The organism is Streptomyces sp. NPDC049879, from assembly GCF_044461265.1.
Taxonomy (GTDB): Bacteria; Actinomycetota; Actinomycetes; order Streptomycetales; family Streptomycetaceae; genus Streptomyces.
Genome location: NZ_JBITKT010000007.1, coordinates 378,002 through 396,316 on the forward strand (window position 1 = coordinate 378,002; position 18,315 = coordinate 396,316).

At 70.9% G+C, this 18,315-nt stretch carries 18 protein-coding genes, 1 tRNA gene and 1 pseudogene; 5 read left to right on the forward strand and 15 right to left on the reverse strand.

Annotation, left to right across the window (positions count from 1 at the left end):
• Window positions 1-12: 12 nt before the first annotated feature.
• Both ACIBPC_RS24775 and ACIBPC_RS24780 read right to left on the reverse strand, forming a co-directional pair.
• Window positions 13-936, reverse strand: a complete 924-nt coding sequence (locus ACIBPC_RS24775; RefSeq protein ID WP_362959968.1) for a helix-turn-helix transcriptional regulator — start codon at window positions 934-936, stop codon at window positions 13-15.
• Between the two features lie 103 nt (window positions 937-1,039).
• Window positions 1,040-1,282: a DUF397 domain-containing protein gene (locus ACIBPC_RS24780; RefSeq protein WP_362959971.1), complete on the reverse strand. Its 243-nt coding sequence runs from the start codon at window positions 1,280-1,282 to the stop codon at window positions 1,040-1,042.
• Between the two features lie 220 nt (window positions 1,283-1,502).
• Between ACIBPC_RS24780 and ACIBPC_RS24785 the strand changes: the two genes are divergently transcribed.
• Both ACIBPC_RS24785 and ACIBPC_RS24790 read left to right on the forward strand, forming a co-directional pair.
• Window positions 1,503-2,123 carry an ATP-binding protein gene (locus ACIBPC_RS24785; RefSeq protein WP_398847614.1) on the forward strand — a complete coding sequence of 207 codons (621 nt, stop codon included), beginning with the start codon at window positions 1,503-1,505 and terminating at the stop codon, window positions 2,121-2,123.
• 105 nt (window positions 2,124-2,228) lie between these two features.
• A tRNA-Leu gene (locus tag ACIBPC_RS24790) sits at window positions 2,229-2,313 on the forward strand.
• A gap of 138 nt (window positions 2,314-2,451) precedes the next feature.
• Here ACIBPC_RS24790 and ACIBPC_RS24795 read toward each other — a convergent pair.
• Window positions 2,452-2,615: pseudogene (locus tag ACIBPC_RS24795) on the reverse strand (IS5/IS1182 family transposase); the annotation flags it as partial.
• Window positions 2,616-2,811: 196 nt separating this feature from the next.
• Here ACIBPC_RS24795 and ACIBPC_RS24800 point away from each other — a divergent pair.
• Entirely contained in the window at window positions 2,812-3,366 is a 555-nt protein-coding gene (locus ACIBPC_RS24800; RefSeq protein WP_398847616.1) for an SUKH-4 family immunity protein, read from the forward strand.
• A 756-nt stretch (window positions 3,367-4,122) separates the two neighbouring features.
• Here the strand turns inward: ACIBPC_RS24800 and ACIBPC_RS24805 are convergent.
• The 8 genes from ACIBPC_RS24805 to ACIBPC_RS24840 all read right to left on the reverse strand — a co-directional run bounded on the left by ACIBPC_RS24805 (window position 4,123) and on the right by ACIBPC_RS24840 (window position 12,854).
• A complete protein-coding gene (locus ACIBPC_RS24805; protein WP_398847617.1) occupies window positions 4,123-4,428 on the reverse strand; it encodes a hypothetical protein in 306 nt (101 codons plus the stop codon).
• 582 nt (window positions 4,429-5,010) lie between these two features.
• The gene (locus tag ACIBPC_RS24810; RefSeq protein ID WP_398847619.1) at window positions 5,011-5,325 is read right to left on the reverse strand and encodes a MazG-like family protein; all 315 of its coding nucleotides are present in this window, start codon (window positions 5,323-5,325) and stop codon (window positions 5,011-5,013) included.
• Window positions 5,326-5,490: 165 nt separating this feature from the next.
• Window positions 5,491-6,969 carry an FAD-binding oxidoreductase gene (locus ACIBPC_RS24815; RefSeq protein WP_398847621.1) on the reverse strand — a complete coding sequence of 493 codons (1,479 nt, stop codon included), beginning with the start codon at window positions 6,967-6,969 and terminating at the stop codon, window positions 5,491-5,493.
• 97 nt (window positions 6,970-7,066) lie between these two features.
• On the reverse strand, window positions 7,067-8,770 hold the full coding sequence (locus tag ACIBPC_RS24820) for an NAD(P)/FAD-dependent oxidoreductase (protein WP_398847623.1): 1,704 nt from the start codon (window positions 8,768-8,770) through the stop codon (window positions 7,067-7,069).
• A gap of 66 nt (window positions 8,771-8,836) precedes the next feature.
• Window positions 8,837-10,309: an FAD-dependent monooxygenase gene (locus ACIBPC_RS24825; RefSeq protein ID WP_398847625.1), complete on the reverse strand. Its 1,473-nt coding sequence runs from the start codon at window positions 10,307-10,309 to the stop codon at window positions 8,837-8,839.
• Window positions 10,310-10,459: 150 nt separating this feature from the next.
• A complete protein-coding gene (locus tag ACIBPC_RS24830; protein ID WP_362959992.1) occupies window positions 10,460-11,026 on the reverse strand; it encodes a flavin reductase family protein in 567 nt (188 codons plus the stop codon).
• Window positions 11,023-12,396, reverse strand: a complete 1,374-nt coding sequence (locus ACIBPC_RS24835) for a cation:proton antiporter (protein ID WP_362959994.1) — start codon at window positions 12,394-12,396, stop codon at window positions 11,023-11,025. Before ACIBPC_RS24835 ends, ACIBPC_RS24830 begins: the two co-directional genes overlap by 4 nt.
• Window positions 12,393-12,854, reverse strand: a complete 462-nt coding sequence (locus ACIBPC_RS24840) for a nuclear transport factor 2 family protein (protein WP_398847627.1) — start codon at window positions 12,852-12,854, stop codon at window positions 12,393-12,395. Before ACIBPC_RS24840 ends, ACIBPC_RS24835 begins: the two co-directional genes overlap by 4 nt.
• 211 nt (window positions 12,855-13,065) lie before the next feature.
• On the opposite strand from ACIBPC_RS24840, the gene ACIBPC_RS24845 reads away from it, so the two are divergent.
• Together ACIBPC_RS24845 and ACIBPC_RS24850 are read left to right on the forward strand one after the other, a co-directional pair.
• On the forward strand, window positions 13,066-13,761 hold the full coding sequence (locus ACIBPC_RS24845) for an antibiotic biosynthesis monooxygenase family protein (RefSeq protein WP_362959999.1): 696 nt from the start codon (window positions 13,066-13,068) through the stop codon (window positions 13,759-13,761).
• Window positions 13,762-13,807: 46 nt separating this feature from the next.
• Window positions 13,808-14,503 (forward strand): response regulator transcription factor, encoded by a 696-nt coding sequence (locus ACIBPC_RS24850; RefSeq protein ID WP_362960001.1) that lies wholly within the window; start codon window positions 13,808-13,810, stop codon window positions 14,501-14,503.
• Window positions 14,504-14,534: 31 nt separating this feature from the next.
• Here ACIBPC_RS24850 and ACIBPC_RS24855 read toward each other — a convergent pair whose 3' ends face one another.
• The 4 genes from ACIBPC_RS24855 to ACIBPC_RS24870 all read right to left on the reverse strand — a co-directional run bounded on the left by ACIBPC_RS24855 (window position 14,535) and on the right by ACIBPC_RS24870 (window position 17,987).
• On the reverse strand, window positions 14,535-15,245 hold the full coding sequence (locus ACIBPC_RS24855; RefSeq protein WP_398847630.1) for a ScbR family autoregulator-binding transcription factor: 711 nt from the start codon (window positions 15,243-15,245) through the stop codon (window positions 14,535-14,537).
• 175 nt (window positions 15,246-15,420) lie between these two features.
• Complete coding sequence (locus ACIBPC_RS24860) at window positions 15,421-16,020, reverse strand: TIGR03086 family metal-binding protein (RefSeq protein ID WP_398847632.1); 600 nt, start codon at window positions 16,018-16,020, stop codon at window positions 15,421-15,423.
• 64 nt (window positions 16,021-16,084) lie between these two features.
• Entirely contained in the window at window positions 16,085-16,513 is a 429-nt protein-coding gene (locus ACIBPC_RS24865) for a pyridoxamine 5'-phosphate oxidase family protein (protein WP_398847634.1), read from the reverse strand.
• Window positions 16,506-17,987, reverse strand: coding sequence for an MFS transporter (locus ACIBPC_RS24870; RefSeq protein ID WP_398847635.1), 1,482 nt, complete (start codon window positions 17,985-17,987; stop codon window positions 16,506-16,508). Before ACIBPC_RS24870 ends, ACIBPC_RS24865 begins: the two co-directional genes overlap by 8 nt.
• Window positions 17,988-18,315: the final 328 nt, after the last annotated feature.

Below are 18,315 nucleotides of genomic sequence, written 5' to 3' on the forward strand. Positions count from 1 at the left end.
GCCGTCCGCGGTTCAGGGCCTGTTCTTCAGACCGTCGAGCACGCGCAGCCCGTCGAGCAGGTCGGGCGTCTTGCTGTGCGGCTCGGCGGTCGCGCACACGCTGTCCATGACCGCCAGGTAGTCCTCGACGTCGTCGCGCTTGTCGAGGTAGAGCGCGCTGTTGAGCTGCTCCAGGTAGACGATGTCGGGGAGGTCGGGCTCCAGGAAGCGCAGGATGGTGACCGGTCCGCCCGCGGCGGCGAGGCCGCCCATGTGGAACGGCGCCACCTGGATCGTCACGTTCGGCCGGTCGGCGAGGTCCCGCAGGTGGCGGATCTGGCCGCGCATCGTCTCCAGGGAGCCCAGGGTGCGGCTCAGCGCGGCCTCGTCCACGACGGCCCAGAGCTTGGGCCCGTGCTCCTTGAACAGCATCTTCTGCCGTTCCATGCGCAGTTCGACGCGGCGCTCGACCTGCCGCTCGCTCGCCCGCGGGTTGCCGAGCCTGATGCAGGCGCGGGCGTAGTCGGGCGTCTGCAGCAGGCCGGGGATGAACTGCACCTCGAACGTCCGGATCACCGACGCGGCCTCCTCCAGGCCGATCAGCGTCTCGAACCAGCTCGGCACCACGTCGCTGTACTTCTGCCACCAGCCCGGCGTGCTGGCCTGCCGGGCGAGTGCGAGGAGCTGTCCGCGGCGCGGCTCGTCGTGCACGCCGTAGAGCGTGAGCAGGTCGGCGACGTCGCGTTCCTTCGCACCCACCCGGCCCAGCTCCAGGCGGCTTATCTTGGCGTGCGAGCCCCGGATGGCGTCCCCGGCGGCCTCCCTGCTGATGCGGCACTCCTCGCGGAGGCGGCGCAGGTGGGTGCCGAGCACGATCCGCAGGACCGTGGGTCCGCCTCTCGGGTGGGCGAGGAGGTCCCGCACCGAGGAGGCGTTGCCTGGTTGAGCTGACGCCATGAGTCTTGTCCCCTGGGTTGTTGAAATCGGGCCCAGTGTCGCACTGTTGCAGCCAGTCGTACAGTTGCTCCCGGGCAACACCGGGCACCTCGGGGCGAATCGGTCAGGCGCGGTCCACCAGGTCGTCGAAGTCGCCGTCCTTCGCGCCGAGGACGAAGGCGGTCATCTCCGCGCGGGTGTAGATCAGGGCCGGGCCCTCGGGGTCGCGCGAGTTGCGCACGGCCACGGCGCCGTCGGGCAGCCCCGCCACCTCCACGCAGTTGCCGTTGGGGTTGCTGCGTCCGCTCTTGCGCCAGGCGGCCCCTTCTATGAGGCCGGCCGGGACACCGTTGACGAGCTGCGGCATGTCGTACTCCTACGTTCCGTCGGTCCGGCCGTCCCTTGTGGGGTGTGGACGGCCACTGACCGAATAGTGCCTCAACTGTGAGCGTTCTTGCATCTGTTCTTGCAGGTGTTCTTGCATTCGTCCTTTCAGATGTACTTGCAGGGATACGCTGAGCTGGATGAGGATGGACTTAGCGGAGCCGCCGCCCCAGGGCGGAGCCAGCACGTCGCGGAGGTCGTTCATGACAGCTCTCCCGTTCGCCACGATGGCGCCCCAGCAGGTGCCGCCGTCCCCGGGCGGGGCGGCCGACGCCGCGGGATTCGCCACCCTCCCGTTCGGCTGCTCCCCCGGGGCCGCGGGCGAGGCGCGCCGGATGACGGCGAGGACGCTGCGCGGCTGGGGCCTGGCCCGCCTGGTGGACGACGCGTCGGTGATCGTCTCGGAGCTGGTGACGAACGCGGTCCGCTACGGCAGGCCCGTCAGCCGCGCCCACCGCCCGCTGCCGCCCGCGACGGCGGACGAGCCGTTCCTCCTCAGCCTGGTGCACTGCGAGGGCTCGGTGCTGTGCGCCGTCTTCGACCCGGGACGCGGCGCGCCCCGCATGAAGGAGCCCGACTACCTGCGCGAGTCGGGCCGCGGCCTGCACGTCCTGTCGGCGCTCTCGGCCAACTGGGGCTGGACGACCCCCGACAGGCACGGCAAGGCGGTGTGGGCGCTGCTGTCGGACGAGTCGCACCCCGACCGGCCGGGCCGCTCGGACGGCCCGGCGGCCGACGACCCCGACTGGGACCCGCTGACCCGCCTGCTGCTCCTCCTGGAACTGCTCAGCGGCCCGTCGTGGCTGAAGTCGCTCGCCTCCTGACCTTCCGCACCCCCGCACTCACGCTCCGCACTGGCGGCGGTGACACTGCCCGGGACTTGATATGGTTGCCCGTGTCACCGCGGCCCACGGGCCCGCGCACACCTCGTCCGGGTGGCGGAATGGCAGACGCGCTAGCTTGAGGTGCTAGTGCCCGTTTAAGGGCGTGGGGGTTCAAGTCCCCCCTCGGACACTCACGAAGACCCCGGCCGAGCCGGGGTCTTTCTGCTGTTCAGGGGCTCTCGGAGGCCCGGCGTGAACAGACGCACACCTCGTGCAGATGAAGCGTCCCGCATCGATGGACCCGTACAAGCTCGTCAGTACATCCGCGATCGGCGTCGATGACGACCTGCTGGTTGGTGGAGTAGCGGCAGTCCTTGCTGGCGGCGGCCACGGCCCGGTCATGGGTGGGACCCGCGTGCCGTCCACGATGTGTACAGTGTCTCCGCGGAACCGCCGCCGGGGCCGGGAGAATGCGAGAGCCGGTGCAAGGTGGCCCGGGGAGAGGACGGCGCGTTTCCGAACTCGTCGGCCGCGGTGGATGCGATCACGAGCACGCGGAGTTCCGACTCTCCCGACACGGCGACTCCCTCCCTCCTGGAGCTATTCGACCATCTCTGCGTTCACGCGCGAACGACAGTACGCGCGAGCAAAATGAAAGCGCTGACACAAGAGGCGCAGGACCATCTGAATGGCGTCGACCTCGTATGACCCGTTCAACGATCACCGGAATACCAGGCACATGAATCGCTCCGACATGTTGCGCATCTTCGGCCCCGCATTGGCGCCGGTCCTCAGATCGAATGAAATACCGGAAGGACTGGTGGAAAGAGAGGCGATATGGACGCTGCAAAATCTCGGCGTCCCGACCAGCGTACGGGATGCCGCCGTGATCAACCCGCGCGGCATGGTGCCCGTCAGCCGCTTCTTGACGGGCCTGGAGCTGCCGGCCTGGGCCAAGCCGGACAGCGTTCTGATGCTGGGGCTGTTCCTTGACGGATTTCTTTGCCTGGACGGGATCAATGGATCAGTCCTTCTCCTCACGCGCGATCTCCAAGCCGAACCCATGAAACTGAGCGATGATCTCAAGTCGTTCGTCTCGACGCTTGTGGAGATCTCTGAGGCCACGGCTCGCCGACCTCGCCCATCCGAGACGGAAGTGCGCACCCTCACGTTCCAATCGGGCCGCATTCCGCACGGCGCTCTTGATGCATGGGAGCGAGTGATCAGAAGCCTGATGGAATGATCACTCGGCGATGACAGGGAGTTCAGGGTTCTGCGGATCGCCCGGCATGGCCGGGTAACGGAGCCTGAAGGAGTCCCGAGCGCACACGAGGTCATGATCGTTCCGCGCCTTCCAGTGCGAGCCTTCTCCCCTGCCGACTCTCCCTCTCGGCAGCACCACCCGGCCAATCCGTCATCGGTCTCGGTGTCGTCTCAGCGGGCGCCACGGCCAGCGTGCGCCTTACCCCCCGCCCCCGCTATATGACCTACTGACAGGAAGCTTCGCCCCTGCTCGATCTTCGCCAGGCGATGAAGGAATCTACCTTGAAGGCGGAGCGAGTATGCGGACCCAAAAAAGGAAATGAGCCACAGATATCGAGAAAGCCCAGCCCTGAGCCACGCCGCCCCACACAAGAAGGAGGAGACCCGTGACGCCAAACAGCGCCGAGACCATCCAAGTCCCTGCCCAAGCGCGCTCCCGCACTCTCTCCTCAGCGTCTCGTCTGGCCTGCGCGACCCGCTCTTCAGCGACTTGCCTAGCATGCTCCGCCCTCGACCTGGCATCCGCCTTCTCGCGCTCATGCCGCATCAGAGCCTCTTCGAACGCTCTGGCCAGTACGTCAGGGTCCTGAGCAGAACTGAAACTCACATTGCCGTTGACGAACCCGAACTGCCCCACATTCTCCGCGTCACCGCTGAAGTCATTGTGTATGTTCGGGTGTTCTCCGTGACCTTCGTGTCGCTCCCCCATGCCTCGCAGTATGACTGACGACAACCACTAGGTCACCAGCCTTGCGATGCCATCGTCGAGAAGGGAAGTTGATCTCCGGGCTACCGCATCGAAGTGCGGAACGCCTGCCTGCGCCGTGTCGGCCTGATCGACACCTGGCTGAAACCGGACTTCGCCGTTTGCTGTTGTCAGACCGGTACCTCGACCTGGCAGTTTCTCGTCATCGACGGCACCCCGCAGTCCCGTCTTCTCCAGCGCGGCGGCCGCATCGCCGTCTACCAGGACGGTGTCGCCGAACCGGTGCTCTCCGGCCAGATCGATCAGCCGCAGCGTTGGTGGACAGTCGTACAGCACACCCGCCCCGTCTCCCAGCAGTACGCCGGCCGCGGCACAAGGCCCGTGTCCGGACTGGCCGGTCAGGCGGCGGGGAGCGAAATGGCGCGCGGCGGAGTCGGTCGGCTACCGCTCCGTCAGGGGTGCGGACGCCCGGACGTGGAGGTCCGTGCTGCTCGCTCGCACCGGCTCTTCATGTCCGGTCTCTCAGCGCTGGCTGCCGGGCCCAGTCTCTGGCACTGGCAACCGCTTTCGTATTGCGGTGAAACGACGGAGCATGGCCGAGGCCGTCGAGAAGTCTCGGGAGTCGCCGCGAACGCTGTGACTCAGGCCGCCCGTGAGCCCTCAGCCGCAAGCAGCAGCCGCATCGTAAAGGAATTAATCGATCGGCGATGTCTGCCCGTCGGAAACCGAAGGTGGTCAGTCCGACGAAACCTGCCTACGTTATTCTTGGCGGCCACGTCTCTATGTAGCCGCTGAAACCGCTGTGGCCCCTCCCTCAAGGAGAGGGAACCGATCAGCGGATGCCGGTCTGGGACGATGGCCGCAATACGGCCACGTTCGTTCACTTCGATGCTGCTCTTCTTGACCCATTCCCGAACCTCAGTTCAGCGAGCGGTCGGCCACGTGCGCCAAGTGGCGCCGGAAGGCCTTCTCCGCGTCGGGGGTGAGTGTGGCAAGGGCCACCATGGCGGTGAGGATGACGTCGCAGAGTTCGCTCTCGACGTCCGCCCACGTGTGGCTCGCTCCCTTCCGCGGATTCGACCCCATGGCCCCATGAACGGCCTCGGCGACCTCCCCGGCCTCCTCCTGGATCTTGAGGATGCGCAGAAGCCGGACGGTCTCCTGCGAATTGGCGTCATTCCTGTCGAGCCACTTCACAAGCTCGCCGACCGTGTCCCAGCTCGCCGCTTCCATGGCTCCCCACTCCCTGATCGCCAGCGATGACGTTGAGTCACCCCATCGTACGGTGCGGTGCGGCAGCGGCCTGGGCCCCGCCTCAAGATCCGGACGCGGTGGCCGTCTTGTCCGTGCTCGCGGTCGCCGCATGGACGGCCGGGCCCTGGCAGGAGGCGTGGATGGTCAGGAGATCGACTGGGGGTGGGTGAAGAAGCCGTTGGGGTCGTGGGATGTCTTGATGGCTTGCAGGCGGGGCCAGTTCTCGGCGTAGTAGGACTCGCGCCAGTCGGGCAGTTTCGTGTCCATCCAGTTCTGGTAGCTCTCGCCGTTCGAGAGCGGGTCGATGGTGGTGAAGCCGTTGTCGGTCCAGTGGTGTGCGGTGGCCGTGTTCGCCGGGGTGACGTCGGCCGGGTTGTCCACCAGGACGCGGTAGTTGACCGCGAAGAGCGCGTCGCGGTGCACGTACGCGGTGGCGGTGCGGGCCGGGTCGTTCGCAGCGCCGCCGAACATGTGCAGGTCCAGGTAGCGTGCCTGGCCCGGCGTGCGGTCGGCGTCGAAGGCCGTCAGCACGGCGGCCCAGTCGCTCTCCGCGAACGGGACGCGCGCGAACCGGCTGCGTTCCAGCCCGAAGGCGGGGCGTGTCAGCTTCCCGGTGGCGGTCTTGCCCGCGCGGCGGCTCTCCGCCAGGGTCAGTCCGTCGCACTGGAAGACGAGCGTCATCAGCTGCCGGTACGTCATCGCGCCGCCCTGCCGTGCGGCCGGGCGGCCGGTCAGGGCGAGCAGCCTGGCGGTCTCGGTGGCGAGTTCCTCCTCGGTGCCGCGCGAGGCCAGCATGACGTTGAGCGCCGGTACGGTGCCGGGCGCGGCGTCCGGCTGGACGACGTACGCGCCGCCGCCGATCGTGCGCGGCGCGTCCACCAGCCACTGGGCGACGCCGTGGAGGACGCGGGGCGCGGTGTCCCAGCCGAAGACGAGGTTGGCCATCAGCATGCGGTCGCCGCTGTGCGGGGTGACCGTGAAGCGGGTGACGACGCCGAAGGCGCCGCCGCCTCCGCGCACCGCCCAGAACAGGTCGCTGTCGCGGTCGGCGGAGGCGGTGACCGTGCGCCCGTCGGCGAGGACGATCTCGGCGGAGGTCACCGCGTCGCAGGCCATGCCGGTGGGGCGAGTGAGGAAGCCGAAGCCGCCGCCCTGGAGGAAGCCGCCCGCGGCGACCGTCGGGCAGCCGCCCTCGCTGACGACGAGGCCGTGCGGGGCGAGCGTGGCGAGGATGTCGACGTTCAGCGCGCCCGGGCCGATGTCCACGGCGCCGTCGCGGACCGTGACCTCGTTCATGCGCGAGACGTCGAGGACGAGGCCGGTGCCGGTGGAGTACCCGCCGAAGCTGTGCCCCCCGCTGCGGACCGCCACCGGGAGCCCGTGGTCCTGGGCGAAGCGGACCGTCAGGGACACGTCCTCGGCGGAGGCGCAGTGGACGACGGCCTGGGGGCGTACGCGGTCGAAGTTGCCCACTTCGAGCTGCTTGGCCACGGGGTAGTACGGGTCGCCCGGCAGGACGACGCGGCCTCGGAGGCGGCGGGACAGGCCCGACCAGGGGAAGCGCGGCCGGGTGCGGGCGCCGGGTGGGGGCGTGCCCGTGGGGTTGTCTCGGTGAGTGGTCACGCCTTGTCCCCTTGTCTGGTGTCGTGCGGTGGTGTGCTGGGAGGGTGCGGCGCCGGACGCCCGCCCGGCGGACGTCCGGCGCCGGGGCGGCCGGGCGTCAGGTGACCTTCCTGCCGCGCAGCGCCGACTTGACGACGCCGGTGACCATGGCCCGGCCCAGGTCGCGCATCTCCGCGGGCGCGCGGGTGTTGGCCCACCACATGAACCTGACCATCGTGGGCGTGGTGGCCCGGTAGAAGCGGTGGTCCTCGTCGTCCTTCCAGCCGAACGGGGTGTTGACCGACTCGCAGTCCCTGATCGCCTCGAAGACGATGTCGGCCGCCTTGTCGCCGTCGATCTCGCCCGCCTCGTACTTCTCGCAGGTCTCGGCGGTGAGGTCGAGGAGGTGTTTGAAGTTGTGGCTCTCGGGCCACCACAGGCCCGGGTACGCGGCCTTCTCCATGTCCTTGAAGTGCCGGTCGTCGCGGCCATCGAGCAGGTAGTCCTGCCGCGCCCGCAGCAGCCGCATCGTGGCGGGGGTGGTGAAGCACGCCCACACGCGGAAGACGGCGTTCCAGAGCCGGAAGTGGGAGAAGGAGATGTAGGAGCTGTTGACGATCTTGTCGTTGTAGTCGAGCAGGCCCTGTTCGAGGCGCTCGACGTACTCGAAGCGCACGGCGGAGAAGTCGTCGTCCTTGAGCGCGTCGAGCAGCCGCCAGGCGAGGGCGTCGACCACCTCGAAGGTGTTGGACAGGCCGCGCGAGTAGAGCGGGTCGACGAATCCGGCGGCGTGCGACATCAGGCACCAGCGGTCGCCGACGGTCTGCTTCGACGAGTACTGGATGCGGTCCGCCGACACCCACTCGCGTACCCGGTGCGCCCCCTCGAACTGCCGCTTCACGGCCGGGTACTGGTCGAGGAAGCGGTGGAACTCCTCGTCGGGCGTGATCGTGGTGTCGCGCGGGTAGAGCCGCTCGTCCATGGTCAGGCCGACGCTGCACACCGGATTCCTGGAGTCCTTGTGGTTGTCGAACGGGATGATCCAGAACCAGCCGCGTTCGATCAGGTGGTGCAGGGTGCCGCCGTGGAACGGCGACTCGGCCGGGGCGCGCAGCGCCTCCGGGTAGTTGCACACGTCGTCGTACGGCTTGATGCCGACGTAGTGGGTGAACATCGACCTGGCGTGGTGCTTGAGGCGGCTCGGCTTCTCCCGCAGGTCGAGCTTCTGCGCGAGCGGGGAGCGGAAGCCGGACGCGTCGATCAGGTACCGCGCCCGGAAGACCTCGCCGTTCGCGCCGGTGACGGTGACGCCCTCGTCGTCCAGGTCCAGGTCGGTGGCCCGCCAGTCCTGCCGTACGGTGCAGCCGTACTTGGCGGCCACGTTGAGGTAGTAGGAGTCGGTGTCCTGGCGGAACATGTGCGTGGCCTCGGTGAGCATCTTCGGGATGACGAAGAGCGTCGCCTCGCGCGGGTCGGGCTCGCGGCCGGGGCGGTGCGTCACGAAGCCGAAGCTCTGCTTGCGGCCGTGGTGGGGGCCGATGTTCTCGGTGACCGCGTTGATGTCGAGCAGGTGCTTGATCTCCGGCACGTCGTAGCGCACCGCGAGGATGTGCAGCCACTCGACGAGCTGCGGGTTCTGCGACTCGCCGACGGCGAACCGCGGGTGGTGCCCGGCGTCGATCAGCGCCACGTCGGCGCCGTTGCGCGCCAGGATCGCGCCGGTGATCGAGCCGGCGAGCCCCGATCCGAGGATCACCACGTCGCACTCGGTCCGCGCGCCGGGCGCGGGGGACGGCTTCGCCGCCTCAGCCTTGCTGGTCACGTCCGCTCCTCCTCCTGTTCCTCTGCTGTGCCTGCTGTGTGGGCGCGTACGGGCGCGGCCGGGGCGTCATGCGGCGGCGAGGGGCGCGCCGAACCACCGGGCCAGCGCGTCGGACAGCCCGTCGGGCGAGCCGTCCGGGGAGATCCAGGCGATGTAGCCGTCAGGGCGGACCAGCAGGCTCGCCGCGGGCGCCGCCGGGTCGTGGCGGACGGCGGTGACGGTGTCGACGCGGTCGGACCACGCGGCGGCGGCCGCGCGCAGGGCGGGGCTGTCGTGGAGGTCGAGGAGGACGGGGCGGCCGGGCGTGAGCAGCTCGTACGTGCTGGTCTTGGCGTTGCCGACGACCAGCTCCTGGTCGGGCAGCCGGCGGCCGAGCAGCGGGTGGCCCTCGCCCGTGCCGTACACGATGTCCAGGCCCGTGACGGCGCCGACGAGGCGGCGTTGCACCTGGTCGAGCCTGATGAGGTCGCCGAACACCTCGCGCAGTGCCTGCGTCTCGGAGCCGCCGAGGTAGAGCGAGCGCTGCACGAGGGTATTGGCGACGATCCCGGCGCCGACCGGCCGCCGCTCGGTCTCGTACGTGTCGAGCAGGCCGTCGGGGGCGTGGCCCTTGAGGGTGGCGGCGAGCTTCCAGCCGAGGTTGACCACGTCGCCGATGCCCGCGCTGATGCCCTGGGCGCCGATCGGCAGGTGGATGTGGGCGGCGTCGCCCGCGAGGAAGACGCGGCCCGCGCGGTAGGAGGCGGCGAGGCGGCTGGCGTCGGTGAAGTAGCTGGACCAGAGCGGTTTCGCGCCGTGGATGTCCTCGCCGGTGACGCGCTGGAAGGCGTCGGCGACCTCCTCGAAGGTGGGCGGCTCCTGGGTGGGGCGCACGCCCGCGCCGCGTTCGAAGACGACCGCGCGGATCGCGGCCGGGCCGAGCGGCAGGACGACGACCATGCCCGCCTCGTTGACCTGGCCGGTCGGGCGGATCGGTATCCGCACGCCGGTGAAGTCGGCCATCTTCATCTCCATGGTGGCGTCCGTGCCGGGGAAGCCGATCCCGGCGAGGCGGCGGACCGCGCTGCGGGCGCCGTCGCAGCCGACCAGGTAGCGGGCGCGCAGCCGCCGCGTGCCGCCGGGGGTGGCGACCTCGGCGGTGACGCCGTCGTCCGCCGCCTCAAGGCCGACCACCTCGTGCGACCTGCGCAGGTCGGCGCCGAGGCCGACCGCCCAGTCGGTGAGCACCTTCTCGGTGAACGACTGGGGCACGCCGCGCACCCCGAAGTTGCCGCCCTCGACGATCCGGTAGTCCAGCGGTATGCCGCCGAAATGCCCGAAGGGAATGGTGTCGAGTTCGCCGAATTTCGCCAGGAGACCCCGCTGGCCGAACTCTTCGAGGGTACGGGCGGAAAAGCCGAGCGCGCGGGACTGCTGCATGGGTTCGGCGAGCCGGTCGAGCACGACGACCGGAATTCCCGCGAGCCGGAGTTCACCGGCCAGCATAAGACCCGAGGGACCGGCCCCCGCGATTAACACATCGGTGTCGAACGTGTCCATCTTCCCTCTTTCTCCTGGGTTTTCTCCAGTATTCCGACGGAACTCACGGAGCTGAACGGCCCGCGGTACAGAACTCTGACAAGTTCGTCAGGACTTCCTGAGGCGTTACAGGGGCGGGACAGGGGCGCGTCTGCTGTCCCGCGCCGACCCTTACGGGGCGCCGGGCAGGGCGTGCATCGCCCCGCGGTAGAAGATCAGCGGGTCCTCGCCGCGCGCGGACGCGTCGCGGGGCGGGCCGAGTTCGACCACCTCGCCGAGCACGATCACGTGGTCCCCGCCGTCGTACTCGGCGCGCACCCGGCAGACGAGGTGGCCGAGCGCCTGGGTCAGCACGGGGAGCCCCTCGGGGGTGCGGTGGTGCGGGACCTCCTCGACGCGCGCGGAGTCGCGGCCGGAGAACGCCCAGGCCAGGTGCTGCTGGCGGTACGTCAGGAAGTTGACGACGAAGCCGCCCGCCTCGCGCAGGACCGGCCCGAGGCGTGAGTGCCGGTGCAGGCAGAACAGCACCAGCGGCGGGTCGAGCGAGACGGAGGTGAAGGAGTTCACCGTCATGCTCTCGGTGCGCCCGGCGGCGCCGGTCCCCGTGGTGATGACGGTGACCCCGGTGGCGAACGCGCTGCACGCGTCGCGCAGCGCCTTGCCGTCGACGGGCGGCCGGGGATGCGGCCCGGCGGCCGGGGAGAGGTGCGGGGCGGAGGGGAGCGATGCGGATGTCACGGCAGACCTTCCGTCCGTCGGGAAGCGGTTTTCGACAGCGCGGCCTCGCGGGGAGGCTCCGGCGGGCGGTCGCCCGCTCCCCCGGGCGTCAGCCCCGCCAGGGTGTCGCGGGCGGACAGCAGCGGCGCCGCCATCACCGTCGTGACCAGCGCCATCATCACCATCATGGTGAACATGCGGCCGTCCAGGACGCCGAGGGAGACCCCCGCGTTGAGGATGATCAGCTCGGTGAGGCCGCGGGTGTTCATCAGGAGGCCGAGGTCCTTCGACTCCCGCCAGCCGAGCCCGGCGACGCGTGCCGGGACGATCGCCCCGAGCAGCTTGCCCGCGCAGGCCACCGTGACGATGAGCACCAGGGCGAGCACGTCGCCCGAGGTGAGCGACCCGAGGTCGACGCCGAGCCCGGTGACGACGAAGAACACCGGCAGCAGCACCAGCGACATGTCGGCCAGCGGCTTGCGCAGGTGGACGGCGAGCAGCTGCGCCGGTTCGCGCGGCGTGACGAAGCCGAAGAGGAACGCCCCGAAGATCGCGTGCACGCCCACCCAGGAGGTCAGCCACGCCGAGGTCATGGCGCCCGCGCTGAGCACCACGAGCAGCGCCGCCCAGCGTTCCGACGCGGCCCAGCGCCACACCAGCCGGGCGAGCAGCGGCCTGACGACGAGGAACATGCCCAGCGTGTAGACGACGGCGAACGCCGCGATCCTCACCAGCTCGCCGTAGTCGCCGTCCGCGCTGACCATCGCCGAGACGTACGCGAGCAGGCACCAGGCGAGGACGTCGTCGATGGCCGCGCTGGCCAGGGCCAGGGAGCCGACCCTGGTGTCGAGCAGCCGGTTGTCGGACAGGATGCGGGCCAGCACGGGGAACGCCGTCACGGACATCGCCGTGCCCATGAACAGGGCGAACGCGGCGAAGGAGATGTGCTCCCCCGCCACCGTCGAGTGGTCCGGGTGGAGCAGGGTGGCCAGGGCGACGCCGAGGCCGAACGCGAGGGCGATGGAGGAGAACGAGACCCCGGCCGCCAGCCTGGCGTGCGGTCTGATGAGCCGTTTCTCGAACTCCCAGCCGATCACGAACATGAAGAGGACGAGGCCGACCTGCGAGACCGCGTTGAGCAGCGGCCGCACGTCGGTGGGGAAGATCTCCTGCGGCAGGTCCCCGGGGAGCAGGCCGAGCAGGCTCGGCCCCAGCAGGATGCCGGCCGTGATCTCGCCGATCACGGCGGGCTGCCGCAGCCGCCTGGCGAGGCGGCCGAGGAGGATCCCGGCGAGCAGGACGAGGGCGATGTCCACGAGCATCACCGCCGTCAGCATGTCGGGGGACGTGGCGGCCAGTCCGACGGCGCCGCCGGGCTCCGGGCCGGTCACGGCGCCTCCCCCGGGGTCGCCGGCGGGGCCACGGGCGGGGTGCCCGTCGTCCAGACCACGCGGAACGACAGCGCCGCGAGCCGCCACCCGTCGGCGGTGCGCCGGGCCTCGCCGGTGACGAACGTGCCGGTGGTGAACAGCGGTTCGCCCCGCGTGCCGGGGTGGTGGACGTGCGTGGAGACGAGGTTGGCGCGCAGCCGCGCGCGGTCGGGGCCGAGCGGGTCGAGGACGGCGGGGCCGCCCAGGTGCTGGGTCCCGGCGAACGCGGCCAGGGCGTCGCGGTGCCACTGCGCCAGCCCGGCGAGCCCCCGGTGCCGGCTCATGGGGAAGGCGACGTCGGCGTCGTCGGTGAACAGGGCGCGGGCCCACGTGTCGTCGAGCTTGTCGTCGTCGTCGAGACTGAGGAGATAGCGGTCGAGCAGCTGGGCCGCACCGGCGGCCGGCGGGTCGGAATGCATTGTCCGAGCATGGCCGCCATTCCGAGTGCCGCCCAAGGCCGGTTTTCACAGACCTGACGAAGCGGCGCAAGACTTGACGGAACTCGGGAAGAGTTGACCATTCCGCGAGAAGTCCTGAACCGGGCGCGCTTTCTTTACCCGCCCCCGCGCGGCGATGCTTGTGCGGCACGATCCCGAACCGCCGTTCCCCGAATGGAAGGCACCGACCACAATGCCGAAGATCGCAGCCGACGGTGAGTACCTGACCGTTCTCAACCTGTTCTCGACCGACGCGGCGGAAAAGCAGGACAGCCTGCTGGGCGCCATGCGGGAGATCGTCGACTCCGCCGCGTACCCGGGGTGGATCTCCAGCACCGTGCACAGCGGGACCGACCGGTTCGGCACCGCGAACCTGATCCAGTGGCGCAGCACCGAGGACCTGGAGAAGCGCTACCAGGGCGAGGAGTTCAAGCACCGCACCCTGCCGCTGTTCTCGGAGATCACCACGTCCATCCGGCTCCTGCAGAACGAGGTGGTCCACACCCTGCGGGCGCCGGAGCTCGGCGGCGTCACGGAGATCTCGCCGACGCGCGACGACCACACCGTCATCGAGGTGTTCACGGTCGCGGAGGAGGACCAGGACGCGCTGGTCGAGGCGCTCGGCCCGTCCCAGGAGTGGCTGCTCAAGGTGCCCGGCTTCCGCAGCCACACCGTGCTGCGGGGGCTGCGGGCGCGCGGGCTGGACGGCGCGTTCGTCGTCTCGTACGCGCAGTGGGCGGACAAGGCGGCGTACGACGCGTTCCGGACGGCGCCGCAGTCCGCGCAGCCCGCCGAGCGCATCGCGTCCGAGGCCCGCGTGGACGCGCTGGCCGTCGCGCGGGACGGCAACTCCTACCGGGTGGTGCACACCCGCACGGCCGGCGAGTAACGCCCTCACGCAGGACGGCCTGCGGCGGGACGATGCGGAGCGAACAGTGAAGACGCGCGTTCTCGTGGTCGACCCGGACGAACGGGCCGCCACCGCGCTGGCCGAGCGGCTGGCGCGCAGCGGCTACCGGGCCGGGACGGCGGCCACCGGGCAGGCCGCGCTGGTGGCCTGGGGCCACTGCGACCTGGTGATCCTCGACCTGGGGCTGCCCGACATGGACGGCCTGGAGGTGTGCGCGCAGATCCGCGGCCGCGGCACCACGCCGGTGATCACGCTGACGGCAGGTGACACGGAGCTGGACCGCGTGCTCAGCCTCCAGGCCGGGGCGGACGACTGCCTCGTCAAGCCGTACGGGTACCGCGAGCTGGTGGCGCGGATGCGGGCGGTGCTGCGCAGGACGACCGCGCCCAGCAGCACCTCGGTGCTGCGGCGCGGCGCCCTGTGGATCGACCCGCGGGGCCGGCAGGTACGCGTCGGCGAGCGGGTGGTCGGCCTGACCCGCAAGGAGTTCGACCTCCTGTACCTGCTGGCCTCGCTGCCGCAGACCGTCGTGTCACGCCGCGACCTGATGGCGAAGGTGTGGGCGGACGAGTGGTCCGTGTCGAGCCGGACGGTGGACACCCATGTCAGCACGCTGCGGGGCAAACTGGGGCCGGGCGACTGGATCGTGACGGTGCGCGGGGTCGGCTACCGGCTGGGGTCGGGGGCCGTACGCGCACGGCCGGGCGACCGCGCGGACTGACGCGCGCGGCGACGGCCGGCCGTGCGGCTCCTCAGGGCGAGGGGACGCGCCGTACGACGCCCGGCTCGGTCTCCCGCATCCGCGCCAAGGCGCTGCCCGAGACGGCGACGGCGTCCGTGAGCACGGAACTGCGCCCGTTCGGTTCGAGGCGGGCGGCGACCTCGGGCCTGGCGAGGCCGGGCAGGAACACCTGCCAGAAGCCGGTCAGGGCCGTACGCGCCTGCTCCCGCGCGCCCTCCTCGATCAGCAGGCCGACGCCGGTGGTGGCCGTGACGACGGCGCAGGTGCTGCCGACGAGTTCGACGTGCGACGACAGCTCGTCGTTGCGCGCCGCCTCGGCGAGGAGGCGTTCGACGCAGTTGTGCCACTCGTGGTCGAGCGCCTGCGTGGGCGCCCAGCCGGTGTCGGTGCCGAGGCGGAAGCTCGCGCGGGCCACGACGTCCCACAGCAGCAGGCGCGCGAACGCCTGCGACATGTCGGTGAGCGCCTGGAGCGCCCCGGGGTTGGCGCGGTAGGCGATCCGGCCGGCCGACCAGAGCATGCCGGCCCCGGCCGCCTCGACGGCCCTGGCGACCGCCGCCTTGTTCTCGAAGTGGAAGTGGAGCGCGCCGGGGCTGACGCCCGCGCCCGCGCTGATGTCGTTGACCTTGGTGCGGGCGTAGCCGTGCCGGTCGAAGCGGCGGGCCGCGGAGCGGATCAGGGCCCGCCGGGTGAGGAGGGCGCGTCCCTGGCGTTCTCCCACGGTCAACCTCCTTGTCTCGTCCTGGGGAGGCGCGTGGCGGGATGGGGAGGGACCAGCACCGCGGGGGGCGGTGCTGGTCCCTGCCGTCCGGGCGGCGGCCGCGTCGGGTGCCCGCCCGGACGGCGGCCCGGCGGTGGGACGGGGGCTCCCGCCGCCGGGCACGTCGGTCACCCCGTCACGGCTGCCGCCCGTACCACCCCGCGAGCCGGTCGATCAGCGGCGCGTCGTCCGGCACCTCGACGACCGGGCCGAACGGCACGGGCCCGCCCCGGGGTTCGGCCGGGACGGCGAACCGCATGGCGGCCACCGACGGGGCGAGGGCGGCGTCGTCCCACGCCGGTTCCTGGCCCGTGGCCCTGGCGAGGTCCCAGGTGTGCAGGGAGATCTCGGTCGTGTAGACGACGATCGCGGCGGCGCCGGGCAGGGTCACGAAGCCCAGCTCGCACGTCCTGCCGAGGATCGACGGGTCGGACCAGACGGCCTCGGCCTCCGCCGTGGCCTCCTGCCACGCCTTGGTCCACTCGCCCGCGGGCACGTCCGCGAAGGAGTCGACGGAGAACGGGTGCCCGCCGCCGCCGCTGACGGCGACCCGGCGCAGCACGGCGATCAGGTGCCTGGCGAGCTGCTCGGCGTCGAAGTCGGGACAGGGGCTCGCGGCCCCGTACTGGTCGGGGCGCACGGCGGCGATGGTCTCGCCCGCCAGGGCCGCGGCCCGGAAGAAGCCCGGTCGCGGGTCGGCGCCGGAGGGGGAGGGCGTTGCCTGGGTGTCGCTCATGATGTCCTGTTCTCTGTTGCGGTTCCCTGTCCCCCGGGGGGACAGCTGACGGGGCCTGCTGCGGCTACCAGAGCCCCATGACGCGGTCCACGGCCACCTCGATGACGACCATGCGGGGCACGTTCGGCGGCGGCGACGCGTACCGCTGGAGGTAACGGCGCACCCCCTCGGCGACCCGCGCCGGGTCGCTGGAGACGGTCGCGGGGCCCTCGAACGTGATCCAGCGGAACTGGACCGACTGGCAGATGGCGGCGCGCGCGCCGGGATTGTCGCGGACATTGCGGGTCTTGACGCGTGCCGCGGTCGTCATGACGCGGATCAGCCCGGCGGTGTCGTCCCAGGTGAACCGCACGGGCGCGAGGTGCGCCGAGCCGTCGGGCCGCAGGGTGGTGAGGACGCCGGAGTGGGGTCCCGCGAGGAAGCGGTCGGCGCCCGGGTGGAGTCGCGGGATCTGCCGGGTGCCCGTCCCGTCCCGCCGGCGGCCGTCAGGCATGGGCCCGCGCCGTCTCGTCCGCCGGGGCCTCCGCCGCCGGCTGCGGCCCGGCCTTGAGCCTGGGGAGCAGCAGCGCGAGGACGAACGCGGCGAGCGTCAGGACGGCGCCCACCTGGAAGGCCTGGTGGAAGGCGTCCATCAGCAGCTCCTGCGCCCGCGCGGGCGCGGCGGCGATCTGGTCGGGGAGGTTCTGGTAGGCGATGGTCGCGGCGACGGCGAGGCCGAGGGCGCCGCCGAGTTCCTGGCTGGTGTTGATCAGACCGGCGGCGAGGCCCGCCTGCCGGTCGGGGACCCCCATCTGGGCGGCGATCTGGAGGGGCACGAAGGAGAAGCCCATCCCGAGGCCGAAGAGGAGGAACGCGGGCAGGACGCCCGAGGCGTACGCGGCGTCGGCGTCGGCCCGCGACAGGAGGAACAGGCCGATCGTCGCGAAGACCAGTCCCGCCATCAGGACGGGTTTGGCACCGGCCTTGGTGACGAGCTGCGAGGCGACACCGGCGGCGACACCGGCCATCACGGCGAGGGGCACGTAGGCCAGGCCGGTCTGGAGGGCGTCGTACTCCAGGATCTGCTGCATGTAGAGGCTGGCGAAGAAGAACAGCGTCACCACGCTGCCGAGGAAGAACACCGTCGCGATGTTCGCCGTCCGCAGCGTGGGCAGCCGGAAGATGCCGAACGGCACGAGCGGGTCGCGCCTGCGCTGCTCGATCACCACGAAGGCGGCGATCAGCAGCCCGGCGACGACCAGGCCGGGGACGACCCGCGCCGAGCCCCAGCCGTAGGTGATCGCCTCGTCGAGCGAGTAGATGAGCAGCATGAGGCCGCCGGTGATGACGACGGCGCCCGGGATGTCGAACGGGCGGCGTTCGCCCTTGCTCTCCGGCAGGATGCGCGGCGCGAGCAGGACGGCGGCGACGGCGATCGGCACGTTGACGAAGAAGATCCACCGCCAGCCGGGGCCCTCGGTGAGCAGCCCGCCGAACACGACACCGGCGACGGACGCGATGCCGGCCAGGCCGCCCCAGATGCCGAGCGCCTTGTTGCGCGCCTCGCCCTCGGCGAAGGTGACGGTCAGGGTGCTCAGGGCGGCGGGGGCGATCATCGCGGCCCCGAGGCCCTGCACGCCCCGGGAGACGAACAGCAGGATCGGTTCCTGCGCGGCGCCGCCCGCGAGGGAGGCGAGGCCGAAGAGTGCGAGCCCCACCTGGAGGACCCTGCGGCGGCCGAACGTGTCCGCGAGCCGCGAGCCGAGCATCAGGCAGCCGCCCAGTAACGTGCCGTACGCGGTGACCACATAGGGCAGATCGGCGGCCGAGATGTCCAGTGACCGTTCGATCGACGGAATGGCGACGTTCACGATCGAGACGTCGAGGAAAACCATGAATTGCGCGATGCACAGGAATGCCAGGATGAGTCCCGGGCTCTTCGTGTCATCGCCTGCGGGCGCGGACGCGTCCGCGCGGGGAGAGGTCATCGGGTGTCTCCTCTTTGCCTTTCGGAGCGAGACGGCACAGTGCGGAGCGGCAGGGCGCTTTCCGGAGCGAGGTACTTGCCGAAGCACGGCGCTTTTCGTGGCACGGCGCTTTTCGGAGCACGGCGCTTTTCGTAGCACGGTGCTTTTCGGAGCACGGTGCTTTCTGGAGTGACAAGGCGACGCTAGCAGCACGCTCCTTACGGTTACCAAGCGGAAAGTGCGGTATCGGGCCGGGGCGGCGGAGGATCCGCGCACGGGCTGCGGCGGGTCGGGGCGGCGGAGTCCGAGGTCAGCGGCCCGGCGCCGGACGGGTGGGGCGACTGCACGG